Origin of the sequence: Bradyrhizobium elkanii WSM2783, assembly GCF_000472865.1 — a bacterium.
In the GTDB taxonomy this organism is placed as follows: Bacteria; Pseudomonadota; Alphaproteobacteria; order Rhizobiales; family Xanthobacteraceae; genus Bradyrhizobium; species Bradyrhizobium elkanii_A.
Genome location: NZ_AXAP01000006.1, coordinates 1 through 14,596, shown reverse-complemented (window position 1 = coordinate 14,596; position 14,596 = coordinate 1). Strand labels below are relative to the sequence as shown.

The 14,596-nt window shown below is 64.0% G+C and carries 13 protein-coding genes; 4 read left to right on the top strand and 9 right to left on the bottom strand.

Annotation, left to right across the window (positions count from 1 at the left end):
• Positions 1 to 76 precede the first annotated feature (76 nt).
• Positions 77 to 1,501, bottom strand: coding sequence for a glutamate--tRNA ligase (gene gltX, locus YY7_RS0107720; protein WP_028162744.1), 1,425 nt, complete (start codon positions 1,499 to 1,501; stop codon positions 77 to 79).
• Between the two features lie 264 nt (positions 1,502 to 1,765).
• Here gltX and YY7_RS0107715 point away from each other — a divergent pair, with 264 nt between their 5' ends.
• Positions 1,766 to 3,457 (top strand): glutamine--tRNA ligase/YqeY domain fusion protein, encoded by a 1,692-nt coding sequence (locus tag YY7_RS0107715; RefSeq protein ID WP_028162743.1) that lies wholly within the window; start codon positions 1,766 to 1,768, stop codon positions 3,455 to 3,457.
• Positions 3,458 to 3,468: 11 nt separating this feature from the next.
• Complete coding sequence (locus tag YY7_RS0107710) at positions 3,469 to 3,861, top strand: YybH family protein (protein WP_028162742.1); 393 nt, start codon at positions 3,469 to 3,471, stop codon at positions 3,859 to 3,861.
• Between the two features lie 23 nt (positions 3,862 to 3,884).
• Here the strand turns inward: YY7_RS0107710 and glnA are convergent, their stop codons facing one another.
• Positions 3,885 to 5,315, bottom strand: coding sequence for a type I glutamate--ammonia ligase (glnA, locus tag YY7_RS0107705; protein WP_028162741.1), 1,431 nt, complete (start codon positions 5,313 to 5,315; stop codon positions 3,885 to 3,887).
• Between the two features lie 115 nt (positions 5,316 to 5,430).
• Positions 5,431 to 5,613, bottom strand: a complete 183-nt coding sequence (locus YY7_RS0107700; RefSeq protein WP_028162740.1) for a hypothetical protein — start codon at positions 5,611 to 5,613, stop codon at positions 5,431 to 5,433.
• A 251-nt stretch (positions 5,614 to 5,864) separates the two neighbouring features.
• Between YY7_RS0107700 and YY7_RS0107695 the strand changes: the two genes are divergently transcribed.
• Positions 5,865 to 6,227 (top strand): SPW repeat domain-containing protein, encoded by a 363-nt coding sequence (locus YY7_RS0107695; protein ID WP_063623362.1) that lies wholly within the window; start codon positions 5,865 to 5,867, stop codon positions 6,225 to 6,227.
• Positions 6,228 to 6,380: 153 nt separating this feature from the next.
• Here the strand turns inward: YY7_RS0107695 and YY7_RS0107690 are convergent, their stop codons facing one another.
• Entirely contained in the window at positions 6,381 to 7,709 is a 1,329-nt protein-coding gene (locus YY7_RS0107690) for an MFS transporter (protein ID WP_028162738.1), read from the bottom strand.
• Between the two features lie 400 nt (positions 7,710 to 8,109).
• Here YY7_RS0107690 and YY7_RS0107685 point away from each other — a divergent pair, with 400 nt between their 5' ends.
• On the top strand, positions 8,110 to 10,398 hold the full coding sequence (locus YY7_RS0107685; RefSeq protein ID WP_028162737.1) for a ComEC/Rec2 family competence protein: 2,289 nt from the start codon (positions 8,110 to 8,112) through the stop codon (positions 10,396 to 10,398).
• A gap of 9 nt (positions 10,399 to 10,407) precedes the next feature.
• Here YY7_RS0107685 and YY7_RS0107680 read toward each other — a convergent pair whose 3' ends face one another.
• From YY7_RS0107680 to YY7_RS0107660, 5 genes are all read right to left on the bottom strand, one after another.
• Positions 10,408 to 10,629, bottom strand: coding sequence for a hypothetical protein (locus YY7_RS0107680; RefSeq protein ID WP_028162736.1), 222 nt, complete (start codon positions 10,627 to 10,629; stop codon positions 10,408 to 10,410).
• 140 nt (positions 10,630 to 10,769) lie between these two features.
• Positions 10,770 to 11,195, bottom strand: coding sequence for a hypothetical protein (locus YY7_RS0107675; RefSeq protein WP_028162735.1), 426 nt, complete (start codon positions 11,193 to 11,195; stop codon positions 10,770 to 10,772).
• Between the two features lie 293 nt (positions 11,196 to 11,488).
• Positions 11,489 to 12,190 carry a transcriptional repressor LexA gene (gene lexA / locus YY7_RS0107670; protein ID WP_028162734.1) on the bottom strand — a complete coding sequence of 234 codons (702 nt, stop codon included), beginning with the start codon at positions 12,188 to 12,190 and terminating at the stop codon, positions 11,489 to 11,491.
• A 201-nt stretch (positions 12,191 to 12,391) separates the two neighbouring features.
• Positions 12,392 to 13,603 (bottom strand): molybdopterin molybdotransferase MoeA, encoded by a 1,212-nt coding sequence (locus YY7_RS0107665; protein WP_028162733.1) that lies wholly within the window; start codon positions 13,601 to 13,603, stop codon positions 12,392 to 12,394.
• A gap of 9 nt (positions 13,604 to 13,612) precedes the next feature.
• Positions 13,613 to 14,242: an HAD-IA family hydrolase gene (locus tag YY7_RS0107660; protein ID WP_028162732.1), complete on the bottom strand. Its 630-nt coding sequence runs from the start codon at positions 14,240 to 14,242 to the stop codon at positions 13,613 to 13,615.
• Positions 14,243 to 14,596 lie beyond the last annotated feature (354 nt).

Below are 14,596 nucleotides of genomic sequence, written 5' to 3'. Positions count from 1 at the left end.
TAGAAGGCCTCGCGGAATGCGTAGCTTATTGCCCTGTGCGCTGCAAGGTGGACCCTCGGAGGGGCATGGCAGGGGCTTACGCAGCCGACTGATCGCCCAGCCGGGCAAGACTTTCCTCCCGCCCCAATACCGCCAGGACATCGAAAATACCCGGCGAGGTGGTGCGTCCCGTCAATGCCACCCGGAGCGGCTGAGCGACGGCGCCGAGCTTGAGATTGTTCTGCTCCGCGAAATTCCGCATGGCGGCTTCCGTGGTCTCCAGCCGCCAGTCGGTGACCGTCTCCAGCGCCGCGCGAAGCTTGCCGATCAGCGCGCGCGTTTCCGGCGTCAGCAGCGCGGCGGCCTTTGGCTCGATCTGGATCGGCCGGTCGGCGAAGATGAAAGAGGCGCCCGCGATCAATTCGATCAGCGTCTTGGCGCGCTCCTTCAGGCTCGGCATCGCCCGCAGCAATTGCGCACGCGTCTCCTCGTTGAGCTTGGCTTTGATGGCGGCGCCGTCGGGAACGTAGTCCAGCACGTTCTCGAACTGCGTCACGAGAGATTGATCGTCGCTGTGCCGGATATAGTGGCCGTTGAGGTTCTCCAGCTTGGCGAAGTCGAACCGCGCCGCTGAACGGCCGATCGACGGCAGGTCGAACGCCTCGATCATCTCCTGCGTGGAGAATATCTCCTGGTCGCCATGGCTCCAGCCGAGCCGGACCAGGTAGTTGCGCAGCGCCGCCGGCAGGTAGCCCATCGCCCGGTAGGCATCGACGCCGAGCGCGCCGTGGCGCTTGGAGAGCTTTGAGCCGTCGGGGCCATGGATCAGCGGGATATGGGACATGCTCGGGATGTTCCATTCCAGTGCGTCGTAGATCTGCTTCTGGCGCGCGGCGTTGATCAGGTGATCGTCGCCGCGGATGACATGTGTCACGCCCATGTCGTGGTCATCGACCACCACCGCGAGCATGTAGGTCGGCGTGCCGTCGCCGCGCAGCAGGACGAGGTCGTCGAGGTTCTCGTTCTGCCAGACCACGCGGCCCTGGACCTGATCCTCGATCACGGTCTCGCCGGTCAGGGGCGCCTTCAGCCGGATCGTGGGTTTCATCCCGGCCGGCGCGTCGGCCGGATCACGGTCGCGCCACATTCCGTCGTAGAGGCGGGTGCGGCCCTCGGCGCGCGCTTTCTCGCGCATGGCGGCAAGTTCCTCTGCCGTGGCGTAGCAGCGATAGGCGCGCCCGGCGGCGAGCAACTGCTCGGCGACCTCGCGGTGGCGGGCGGCGCGGCTGAACTGGTAGATGACCTCGCCGTCCCAATTCAGCTCGAGCCAGGTCAGGCCATCCAGGATGGCCTCGATCGCCTCCTTGGTGGAGCGCTCGCGGTCGGTGTCCTCGATCCGGAGCAGCATCTTGCCGCCGTGCTTCCTGGCATAGAGCCAGTTGAACAGCGCGGTGCGGGCACCCCCGATATGGAGGAAGCCGGTCGGCGAGGGGGCGAAGCGTGTGACGACGGAATCAGACATGACCGGATGCGAACTCGGGCTTGAACGGCGCTGGTGTATAGCAGGAACAACGCATAACTAAAGCCTTGGCCTTACCAAAGCCTTGGCTGTCCACTTGGGCTGTCCCAAGGCAGCCTCGAAAGCGGCAGCCTCGAAAGCGGTGGCCTCGAAAGCGGGCTTGGCGGGCCGGGGCGAATTTGGCAGAAGGGCGGCTGATCCCTTTTTTGAGCATGATCTTTCGGGAAAGCGGCTTCCGGTTTTCTGGACCATGCATAGGAACCCTCGATGACGACAGAACCAGTGGCGGCAGAAGCGGCGGAGACCGGACGCGATTTCATTCGCGACATCGTCCAGGCTGACCTCGCGTCAAAGACGCACAGCCACGTCGTGACGCGCTTCCCGCCGGAGCCGAACGGCTACCTGCACATTGGCCACGCCAAGTCGATCGCACTTAACTTCGGCATCGCGCAGGAGTTTCCCGGCCACTGCAACCTGCGCTTCGACGACACCAATCCGACCAAGGAGGAGCAGGAATATATCGACTCGATCCAGGCCGACGTGCGCTGGCTCGGCTACGACTGGGGCGATAACCTCTATTTCGCCTCCGACTATTTCGAGCGCCTCTACGAATGGGCCGAGGAACTGATCAAGCAGGGCGATGCCTATGTCGACGACCAGAGCCAGGAGGAGATTCGCCTCGCGCGCGGCACGCTGACCGAGCCCGGCAAGAACTCGCCCTATCGCGACCGCTCGGTAGAGGAGAACCTCGACCTGTTCCGCCGCATGAAGGCCGGCGAGTTCCCGAACGGCGCGCGCGTGCTGCGGGCCAAGATCGACATGGCCTCGGGCAACATCAACATGCGCGACCCGGTGCTGTACCGGATTCTGCACGCACACCATCCGCGCACCGGCGACACATGGTCGATCTATCCGAGCTATGACTATGCCCACGGGCAGTCGGACGCGATCGAGGGCGTCACGCACTCGATCTGCACGCTCGAATTCGAGGATCATCGCCCGCTCTATGAATGGCTGCTCGACAAGCTGCCGGTGCCGTCCAAGCCCAGGCAGTACGAATTTGCGCGCCTGAACCTGACCTATACGCTGCTCTCCAAGCGCGTGCTGACCCAGCTCGTGCGCGAGGGACATGTCGCCGGCTGGGACGATCCCCGCATGCCCACGATTGCAGGCTTGAAGCGGCGCGGCGTGCCGCCAGCGGCGATCCGCGAGTTCATCAAGCGGATCGGCGTGGCCAAGTCCAACAGCGTCGTCGACGTCGGCATGCTGGAGTTCTGCATCCGCGAGGAGCTGAACCGCACCGCGCTCCGGCGCATGGCGGTGCTGCGGCCGCTCAAGGTGGTGATCGAGAACTATCCGGAAGGGCAGGTTGAGGAGATCGAGGCGATCAACCACCCCGACGATCCCACGGCCGGCACCCGCAAGATCGCCTTCGGCCGCGAGCTCTATATCGAGCGCGACGACTTCATGGAGAACCCGCCGAAGAAATTCTTCCGCCTCTCGCCGGGCACCGAAGTGCGGCTACGCTATGCCTATTTCATCAAGTGCACCGGCGTCATCAAGAACGACGCCGGCGAGGTCGTCGAGCTGCGCTGCACCTATGATCCCGCGACCAAGGGCGGCAATGCGCCCGACGGCCGCAAGGTGAAGGCGACCATGCACTGGCTGCCGGCGGCGCAGTCGAAACCGGCCGAGATCCGCATCTACAACCAGCTCTTCGCGACGCCCAGTCCGGACGCCGGCAACTTCGCCGCCGACCTTAATCCGCAGTCGCTGGAAGTGCTGACGGACGCGCGCATCGAGCCGGCGATCGCCGAGAGCAATTCGAACGAGGTAATGCAGTTCGAGCGCCAGGGCTATTTCGTGCGCGATGCCGACTCGACGTCGGACAAGATGGTGTTCAACCGCACCATTGGACTCCGCGATACCTTCGCCAAGGAAGTCGGCGGCAAGAGCTAGGGGCGGGCGAGATGCAGGGCGAAGCCGAGGAGATCGTCTCCGCCATCATGGCAAAATGGTCCGCCGGCTTCAGCAGGCTGGATGCCGCAGCACTCGCTTCGCTCTATTCGGAGCGCGCGTTCTTCTTCGGCTCCAATCCGACGCTCTATCGCGGCAGGGAAGGGGTTGCGGCCTACTTCAACGGCCTGCCGCGATGGCGCTCGCCGACCGTTCAGTTTTCCGATGTGCGCGCCGCGCAGGTCAGCCCTGATCTCATCAACATGGCTGGCACCGCGTCATTCTTTCTGGGCGAGAGTGATCCCACGCTCTCAGTCAAGATCACCTGGGTCATCGTTCGTGAAGACGGCGACTGGAAAATCGCCAGCCATCACGTTTCATCGAAGACGCCGCTGATTGACCAATAGGCCGGTCACCCGGGCGGTCGTCGCTAGATGTCGTAATAGAGGTGGAACTCGTACGGATGCGGGCGTAGCCGGATTGGATCGACCTCTTTCTTCCGCTTGTAGTCGAGCCAGGTTTCGATCACGTCGGCGGTGAAGACGTCGCCGCGGAGCAGGAAGGCGTGATCGCGCTCGAGCGCGTCGAGCGCCTGGTCCAGCGATCCGGGCGTCGACTTCACATCCTTCGCCTCGGCGGGCGGCAGGTCGTAAAGATTCTTGTCGATCGGGCTGCCCGGGTCGATCCGGTTGTTGATGCCGTCGAGGCCGGCCATCAGCATCGCGGAGAAAGCCAGATAGGGATTGCACGAAGGATCCGGCGAGCGGAACTCGACGCGCTTGGCCTTCGGATTCGGCGAATACATCGGAATGCGGCAGCAGGCCGAGCGGTTGCGCTGAGAGTAGACCAGGTTGATCGGGGCCTCATAGCCCGGCACCAGGCGCCGATAGGAGTTCGTGGTGGGCGCGCAAAGCCCGCACAGCGCCCAGGCGTGGGTCAGGAGGCCGCCGATATAGTAGCGGGCAAGCTGGCTCAGCTCGGCATAGTCGCCCCTGTCGTAGAACAGATTGGTCTCGCCCTTCCATAGCGACTGGTGAACGTGCATCCCTGAAGCGTTGTCCTCGAACAGCGGTTTGGGCATGAACGTCGCGGTCATGCCATGCTGCTTCGCGGTGTTCTTCACCACGTATTTGTAGATCATCAGATTGTCCGCCATGCGCGTGAGCGTGGTGAAGCGCATGTCGATCTCGTTCTGGCCGCCGGTCGCGACTTCATGGTGATGGGCTTCGATCTGGATGCCGAGTTCTTCCATCGTCAGCACCATTTCGGCGCGGAGATCCTGCATGCTATCGGTGGGGGGAACGGGAAAGTATCCTTCTTTCGGGCGCGGCTTGTGGCCCAGATTCGGCACTTCCTCCTTGCCCGTGTTCCAACTGCCTTCACCGGAATCGATTTCGTGGAAGGCGTAATTGATGCCCTGTCCGTAGCGGACGTCGTCGAACACGAAGAATTCCGCCTCCGGACCGAAGTAGCTCGTATCGGCGCGCCCGGTGCCCTTCAGATGGGTCTCGGCCTTCTGGGCGATGTAGCGGGCATCGCGGCTGTAGGATTGACCGGTCACGGGATCGCGGATGTTGCAGATCAGGACCAGGGTCGATGCCAGCGAATACGGGTCGAGGAAAGCCGTGGTCGGATCCGCGACGACAAGCATGTCGCTTTCCTGGATTTCCTGAAAGCCGCGGATCGATGAGCCGTCGAAGCCAATGCCCTCGCTGAGAGCATCGATACTCGCCGCGCTCGGCGGGACGGAAAAATGCTGCCACACCCCCGGCAGGTCGGTGAAGCGCAGGTCGATCATCTGCACCTTCTCATCGGTGATCGCCTTCACGAGATCTTCGGCTGTCGTACATCTGGGAAACATGGCTTCGCTCCTGTCATGGAGAGCCGGTCACTAGAGGTCATGTTGTCGCTCCGCCGCGTGTTAAAGCGGCTTGCGACGAATCCTGCGCCACGTTCGCGGTTGCCGCACCGGAGCGTCAGCTTTGGTGCGGCCCGCGCATCAGCTTCATGGCGTCTTCGATATGCCGCCAGGTCTTGGCGAGTTCGACCTCGCCCTTTGCCTCGAGCTCGATGGCATTCTGCGCAGCTTCCGCAATGGCCTTGGCGCCATGTGCTTCCAAGAGCTGCCGCGCATAATCGTGGATTTCGATTTCTCGCATGGCGCCATGCTCCTCTCGTTCTGGACGCAACCTTGAATTCCGGTCGGGCCGAGAGCCGTAGACGTTGACACCTGATTGAGCGCAGCAGTTTGCATCCTGCTGCGGCGCACTTGCAAGCGTGCTTTCCGGCTGATGGGCGGCGGGAAGCGGCTCCGGAACACGGAGAGCCGCAACACAACGCAGGTCAGGCGGGATGTCTTTCCGGCGCCGCGCCGCGTGACCATATGCATGGGAGAGGGGAGGTGAGCGTCATGCGCATTCAACACTGGCAGGACGTTGCCAGCTTGTTGGTGGGTGTGTGGCTGGTCGGGTCGCCGTTTGCCCTGGGCTTCGGCGGAGCGGCCGTCTGGATCACCATCGCGCTTGGGTTGGCTGTCATCCTGTTTGCCGTCGAGGCGTTTGTCATTCCGTCCTATCTGGAGGAATGGGGAGAGATGCTGCTCGGACTGGCTCTGCTCTTGGCACCGTGGACGGTCGGCTACGAGCAGGTCTCGGCGACGGTAAGCAGCGTGCTGTCGGGCATGCTGGTGATCCTCTTGGCCGGCTGGGAGCTGCTGACGGATCGTGATTTCACCGCCTGGTGGCACGATCGCTGGCATCACCGCGCCGGCTGAGAAGGCAGGTTTGGCCGAGCCATCGGTCCGACCGCTACGCGGTAGCGGCCGGCGCGAGGGTATTGTTGCGGCAGAGGTGTCGACCCACTCCTGCCGGATGTTGGATTCCCCCGCCACAGGGCTTGGTAGCCCCGCGGCAACGGCTATTGGGCGTCACGATGCGGTTCTCGGTTCGACCTGCTCCCAGATGCTGGTCTTGTTCGTTTCCGGCATCAGGAAAACGGCGAGCACGAAGCAGATCGCAGGAACTAGGATCGGATAGATCAGCGCGTAGCCGACGCTGCCAGTGGCGGCGAAAGCCGCCGAGGTGATGAACGGCACCAAGCCGCCGCCCCAGCCATTGCCGATGTGATACGGCACCGACACCGACGTGTACCGGATTCTGCTGGGGAAGAACTCCGCCAGGAACGCGCCGACCGGCCCGTACACCATCCCGACGTAACAGACGAGGATGAAGATGATGAAGATTGCGATCGGATAGTTGATGTTTCCGGGCTGCGTGACCGTTCCGAGCCACAGATACAGCGGATAATAGGTGATGGCGGCAAGCAGCATGCCTCCCAGGATCACCGGTTTGCGGCCGATCAGGTCCGACAGCCAGCCAAAGAAGATCAGGCTCGGCGTCGCAAGTAGCAGCGCAGCCCCGACGATGTACGACGAGGTCAGCGCGTCCACCTTGGAGACCTGCTGCAGGAAGTACAGCGCCCAGAACTGACCGCTGTACCACACCACGCCCTGTCCGATCAGGACGATGATGGCGATTCCGATGTATTTGATGTTCGAGCTAAGGAACGCCTCCTTCCAGGGATTCCTGGTCATCTGCCCGCGGGCCTTGATCTCCTGGAAGATCGGCGTCTCCTGGAGCTGGAGGCGGATGTAGATGGCGATGGCCACCAGCAGGAATGACAGCAGGAACGGAACGCGCCATCCCCATTCGTTGAAGGCCTGATCGCCGAAATAGATCCGGGTCAGAATGATCACGGCCAGCGACACCACGATCCCGAGCGTCGGCGAGGTCTGGAGCCAGCCTGTGTAGTAGCCGCGTCTGTCGTCGGGCACATGCTCGGCAACATAGGTGATGGCGCCGCCATATTCGCCACCGAGGCACAGGCCCTGGATCATGCGCAGCCCGAACAGCACGAACGCGGCGGTGAGACCGATCGACTGGTAAGTCGGGATCAGGCCGATCGCGCCCGTTCCCAGTCCCATTCCGGTGAGCGTGATGAGGAACGTGTACTTGCGGCCGACCCGGTCGCCCATCCATCCGAAGAGGAATGCTCCGAGCGGACGGATCAGGAATCCTGCAGTGAACAGGGCGATCGTGCTCAGCAGGGCTGCGACGGGGTGGGATTGTTCGAAGAACTTGACCGACAGAACGGCGGCCAGGCTGCCAAAGATATAGAAGTCATACCATTCGATGATGTTTCCGACCGACGCGGCAACGATCACCCGGCGAAAATCGCTCGGTACTTGAATTGCCATGTGCTGCTCCTTCGGTTCAAAGGCTTCTCCTCGCGTTTTTCAGCGCTCTGTTCGCTCGCGGAGTGCGCGTGATGCGTGACGCTACAGGCCTGATTTGCGAGTTGCGTCCGCAACGCCGGTCTCAGGGAAGCCTTGAACCACCTGAGAAGGGCTCCAGCGGTCTTCGAACCGCGAGCCACCACTGCCTCTTTCCCATCTGTCCGGGTGGAGGCGTCACGGTAGTCTAATCCTCAATGGGACTGTGGCCTTATGAGACTTTCGGCTCAATCGGGCTTGGAGCGCTAAGATCGGAAACGCGCCGGCAGGGCGTTCTTTCCTCCGTATTCCGCATCTGTTCCGCTATCCCGCGGATACCCGGTTCCGGTAGCTTTGTTGAAGCAGGAATACTCCAGGGCGCAGGATGTCGGACGAGGGCAGGACGCCGGGCGGCAGGCGCGGCTATGCCGGCACCTGGCCGCCCCGCGAGGCGGTGGCGCCGGCGGGTGGGTATGCCCCGATCGGCGTCGGCGCCTGGCCGCCAATCGTCGGGACGTTGCGCCAGTGGATCCGGGCGGAAGCGGGCGCCGGACGGCTTCTGCCCTGGGTGCCGGTCGCGTTCGGCTGCGGCATCGCGCTTTACTTCGCCGCCGACCATGAGCCAGTGCTGTCGGTCGCGGCAATCGTCGCCATCGCGCTATGCGCTGTCGCGTTCCTGCTCAGGCGGCGGCAGGCGTTCGCTGCCGCCGTCATCATTGCCGCCGTTGCGGCGGGTTTTGCGGTTGCCACCTGGCGCACCGCGCGGGTCGCACATGGCGTGCTGGCGCGGCCGATGTTTTCGGTGTCGCTCACCGGATTTGTCGAGACACGTGACATCCGCGAGCGTACCGACCGTTTCGTGCTGCGCGTCGCGAGCATCGAAAGCCAGCGCGGCGCGCCGAAGCTCGAGCGTGTCAGGCTGTCGGTGAAGAAGGGCACTGCCCCTGAAGTCGGCAGCTTCGTCGAATTGAAGGCACGGCTGCAGCCGCCGCTCGCTCCCTTACGGCCCGGCAGCTACGATTTCAGCCGCGATCTCTATTTCCAGGGCATCGGCGCCTCCGGTTTCGTACTCGGCGCGATCAAGACGACGGCGTCGCCGGAAGGCCGCGGATTTGCGCTGCGCTATGCGGCGTTCATGCAAGGCATGCGCGATGCGATCGATGCGCGGATCCGCAACGTGCTCGAAGGCGACAATCGCGCGATCGCGACCGCACTCCTGACCGGCCGGCGCGATGCGATCTCCGAGCCGGTGAATGATGCGATGTTCATCTCGGGGCTCGGCCACGTGCTCTCGATCTCGGGCTATCACATGGCGGTGGTCGCGGGCGTGGTCTTCTTCGCAGTCCGCGCCTTGCTCGCACTGTTCCCGGTGCTCACTGTGGGCTTTCCGATCAAGAAATGGTCCGCCGCGGCGGCGCTGGTCGCTGCCGCCTTCTATCTGCTGCTGTCGGGTGCGGAGGTCGCGACCCAGAGATCGTTCTTCATGACGGCAGTGGTGCTGATCGCCGTCATGGTCGACCGCCGCGCGGTGACGTTCCGGACGCTCGCCGTCGCGGCCATGATTGTGCTCGCGATCGCGCCGGAAGCGCTGGTTCACCCCAGTTTCCAGATGTCTTTTGCGGCGACCCTCGGGCTGGTGGCGCTGGTGCAGATTGGCATGCCGCATCTGTTTGCCGCGCCCGATCATTCCGCGACCGCGCGGATCGCGCTGTGGGGCGGGCGCGAGATTGCGATGCTGCTGCTGGCCTCGCTGGTAGCGGGGCTGGCGACCACGCCCTATGCCGCCTTTCACTTCCATCGGGTGGCGCCCTTCGGCGTGCTTGCCAATCTGGCGGCGATGCCGGTGGTGTCGGCGCTGGTGATGCCGGCCGGGCTCCTCGGCTTGCTGGCGATGCCGTTCGGTTTCGACGGCGTGTTCTGGGCGATCATGGGCAGCGGCATCGACTGGATGATCGTAGTTGCGCAATGGGTCGCCGCGCTGCCGGGCGCAGTCGGCCACGTCAGTGCGTTCGGGATCGGCCCGCTGATCGCCGCGAGCCTGGGCGTCATCCTGCTCGGGCTGTTGCGCACGCCGCTGCGCTTCGCCGGCGCGGCGGTGCTTCTCATTGCGGTGGTCTGGGCGGTGAGGGCGCCGCAACCCGACATCCTGATTTCCGGCGACGGCCGCAATGTCGCCGTCCGCGGCGGTGACGGGCGGTTGCACCTGATGCGGACCGCGAAGGACGCGTTTCTCGCCAAGGAGTGGCTTGCCGCGGATGCCGATGCCCGCACTGCAAGCGACCCGTCGCTCACGGAGGGCGTCTCATGCGATGAGGGCGGCTGCGTGACCCCGGCCGCGGGCGGCGCGTTCATCGCGCTCACGCAGCGATCCGAGGCGCTCGCGGACGATTGCGAACGGGCGGTGCTGATCGTGACCGCACGGCCGGTGCCACAAGGCTGTGCGGCGGCGGTCATCGATGCCGAGCGCCTGCGGCGGCAGGGCGGGCTGGCGCTGCGGCGGAACCGGAACGGCTTCGTCATCGATGCGGTCAAGCCCGCCGGCCTCGACCGGCCGTGGTCGCCTGCGGTGTCAGGCGAAGGCGAACCCGAGACCACGATCCGGATCCAAGGGGCACCCGCGCCGCGCGCCATCGATGCGACCCCGTCCGAGTCCGACCTGCAGCCGGAAGACTGAGCGCTCCCGTCAATCTCCACCGGCGTTGGCCGGCAGCTCGAAGGCGCCGAGCCGAAATTCGTCCGGACCGCCCGAATGCGACGGCACTTGCACGAGCGTGAAGCTCGCATCCGGAAATCGCTCCCAGATCGCGAGATCTTCCGCTGCGACGGTGAGCCAGCCGAACCTGAACATGTATCGGCCGGGCTGGGCCACCCGTCCGGCTTTTTGCCATGTGATCTTGGTGACCACCGATCATGCCCCTTGCGAATAGTTCAACAAAAAACCGCATGCGCCCCGGGGATGGCCTCCGGGGCCGCTCGAATACTTTGCTTTTCACCCGCGGCAACGTCCCGCCGGCCGGGACCGGCGGCGCACGCTGCCCGAAGCTCTCAGCCGATGAACAGCGGGTTCGGCGCGGGGCGCTGCTCGACCGCCTTCGGTGCCGGCTCTGCAACATGATGCGTCACTGGCAATTGCAGCACGGTCGCCCGCTGCCCTTCGCAGAGCTGGGTCACCAGCACATGGCTGCCATCGGGGAATTCGATCGCGTCGTGATGACGATCCCGAATATGCGCATCGATCTGGTTGAACTTGCCGACACGGAAGCCGGTCGTCTTGGTCCAGATCCAGCGATTGTCGTAACGGACGTTATCGGCGAACGCGAGTTCGGTCCCGGGAAGCATGCAGACTGCGACCGTCGGATCGCTTTCCGAAGCGAAGCCGCGGGTCGAGGTACCGCGGAAGGTGGTGGTGATAAGCGTCTCTCCAACCTGGGCGGGACGCGTCGCCACGGCGTGCAGGCTATAGTCACACATCGGATTGCTCCTCATTCGAGATAGCCGACCCGTGCCTGGGAAGAGGCGCAGGCCTCTATCAGAGTGGACGATAACTTATAAGCCTCTGCTCCGTTCTTGGCATTTGTACGGCCCGCGCCCTCCAGCCGTTCACAAACACGATAGGAGGCGCTGCCGCACATCTCCTTGCACCGAGAGTGCCCCGGCGAACTTACCGGGGCTCTTATTCTAATCACTCTAAATCGTTCTTGTCAGTGTCCTTGAGGGCAGAGCACCCACCAAAGTACCAGACGAGCTGCTGCGTCCTCGTCGGCTCAGTACTTGCGATAAAGCCCGATCAGCTTGCCCTGGATCCGCACCCGGTTCGGCGGCAGGATGCGGACTTCGTAGGCCGCATTGGCAGGCTCAAGCGCGATTGACGCGCCGCGGCGACGGAAGCGCTTCAGCGTCGCCTCCTCCTCATCGATCAGCGCCACCACGATGTCGCCGGTGTTGGCGGTGTCGTTACGCTGGATCAGCGCCATGTCGCCGTCGAGGATGCCGGCCTCGACCATGGAATCGCCGCGTACCTCGAGCGCATAGTGCTCGCCGGAGCCGAGCATGTCGGGCGGCACGCTGATGGTGTGGCTGCGGGTCTGCAGCGCCTCGATCGGCGTACCCGCCGCGATCCGGCCCATCACGGGAACGGCGACGGGACGGTTGCCATCGTCTTCGGCCACGGCCGCGCTGGTCGTGCGCTTGCCGAGCGTGCCCTCGATGACGCTTGGCGTGAAGCCGCGGCGACCGTTGCCGGCGGCGGAGAGCTCGGGCAGCTTGATCACCTCGATCGCGCGGGCGCGGTTCGGCAGGCGGCGGATGAAGCCCCGTTCCTCCAGCGCCGTGATCAGGCGGTGGATGCCGGACTTCGAGCGCAGGTCGAGCGCGTCCTTCATCTCGTCGAAGGAAGGAGGCACGCCGGCCTCTTTCAGCCGTTCGTTGATGAAACGCAGAAGTTCATACTGTTTGCGCGTAAGCATCGCGAGCATTCCCCCGGTTGGTAGCGTCGTTCGATCCGAGACTTGAGAAGAGCTGATCTCGGGAGTCTCGCACTCCCATTCGTAGACAGCGAGTTTCGAAACAAATCATGAACGGACACTATATGTTCGATATGTGTTCCGCAACCACTTAATTTCTGGTGAACGCGACCAGAGATGCTCCGGCGGGTGTTGGTCGCGACGTCATTCGGGCAATCGGAGAATGTCGCAAGGCGCGCCTTTTGCTGCGGCTGGCGCGAATGGCGGACGGATCACAAGTGCCTGCGCCGCAGTGAGATTCCCAAGCAGCGAACTGTCCTGCTTGGTGACCGGCGTTGCGATCAGCGTGCCGTCGTCGCGCTCTTCGAGTAGCGCACGAAGATAATCTTCGCGCTGATCGTTGGCGGCGAGATCGCGGCCGAGCAGGGCGCTTTCCGTCACGTGATGAATCGCCGAGCGGCCGAGCAGGGCCCGAATCAACGGCACCAGGAACAGATAGGCGCAGACATAGGACGACACCGGATTGCCGGGCAGGCCGATCACTCGCATCGCGCCGAGCCGGCCATGCATCATCGGCTTGCCCGGCCGCATCGCGATCTTCCAGAACGCCATGGTCACGCCCTCGGCCTCGAGCGACGGTTTGACGAGGTCATGGTCGCCGACCGAAGCGCCGCCGGTGGTGATGAGGATATCGGCGCCCGCGGCATGCGCGCGGCGGATGCCGTCGGTGGTGGCGGCAACCGTGTCGGCGGCGACCCCCAGATCGATCGCTTCAGCGCCTTCCGCACGCGCCATCGCCCGCAGCGCATAGCCGTTGGAATAGACGATCTGGCCTGGACCCGGAGAGGTGCCCGGCATCACCAGTTCGTCGCCGGTCGCGAGCACGGCGACCTTCGGCCGGCGCCGCACGGGGAGTTCCGGATAGTTCATTGACGCCGCCAGCGACAACGCGCGGTCGGTCAGGCGGCTTCCGCGCCTCAGCAGCACGTCACCCTCGCGGAAATCGACGCCGGCGGGTCGGATATGCCGCCCGGCGACAGCGGCCTCGGTGATGGTGATGTGATCGCCATCGACCCGGGTGTCCTCCTGGATCACGACCGCATCAGCGCCGGCGGGAATGACGCCTCCGGTGAAGATCCGTGCCGCTTCCCGCGGACCAAGTTCCCGATCGAACGGCCGGCCCGCGGCGACTTCGCCGATCACCTTCAGCCGCGCGCTCAAGTCGGCGGCGTCGGCGGATCGCACCGCATAGCCATCCATCGCCGACATCGCCAGTGGCGGCTGAGTACGCTTTGCCGCGACGTCACGGGCAAGCGTGCGGTGATAGGCGGCATCGAGCGCGACCATCTCTTCCGGCAATGGTTCCGCGCCGGCGAGGACCGCGGCTAGCGCATCGGCGACCGGCATCAGGGCCACGGGCAACTCCTAAATTCCGAGCGCGACAAGCGCGTTCGTCACATCATCCGGCGATGTGACGTGAATGGCCGTGAGACCTATCGCCCGTGCGCCGCGAATGTTCTCTGCGGAATCGTCGAAGAACACGATGCGTGAGGCCGGCACGCCGATCGCCTTTATCACGTAATCATAGGCGTCCGCGTCAGGTTTCCGTAGCCCGATCGTCGAGGAGAAGAAGATCTGGCGGAAGTGGCCGAGCACGTCCGAATAGGCTGTCGAGAAATGCTCGATATGGGGCGGATTGGTGTTCGAGAAAGCATAAAGCGGCAGACGCGTCTTGGCGCGCGCCAGGTGCTCGGCGATTCCCGGCATCTCGCCGGCGAAGATCGCGTTCCAGCCTTCCAGGAACTGGGCGTCGGAGATGCCGATGCCGAGCGACTGCCGCAAGCTTGCGAAGAAGGCGGCGTCATCGATCTTGCCGACCTCGTGATGTCTGTAACTCTCGTCCATCACAAAGCGGGTGGCGAGCTCGCCGGGCTCGCAGCCGGCATGGCCGGCCCAGGTGGTCATCACCTTGCCGAAATCGATATCGAGCACGACGCGGCCGAGGTCGAACAACAGGACGTCGGCGCAGCCGGGGGAAAGGGACGGTTGAGTCATGGCGGTGGTGATGTACGAAAATCCCGAGGGGCCGGCAATGTCTTCGATTGTATCAGCCAGGCGGGTCACACACACACCGATGTCGTCCCCGCGAAGGCGGGGACCCATAACCACAGGGAGTTGTGGTGGCGCGAGCAAGCAATGGTAGCGGAGCACACAGCAAAGTCCTGTGGTTATGGGTCGACGAGGGGAACGTCCGATTCAATTTTCAAACAGCTTGAGGATGTGAGTCCACATTCTCGCGGCGCATTGCGCCCGAGCTTTGCGTTCGTTTCACCCTCTCATCGAACAGAGGGCGCAGGGAAAGCCGGGTGCCGGTTGCACCCATGGGTCCCGTGCAACAAAAAGCACGGG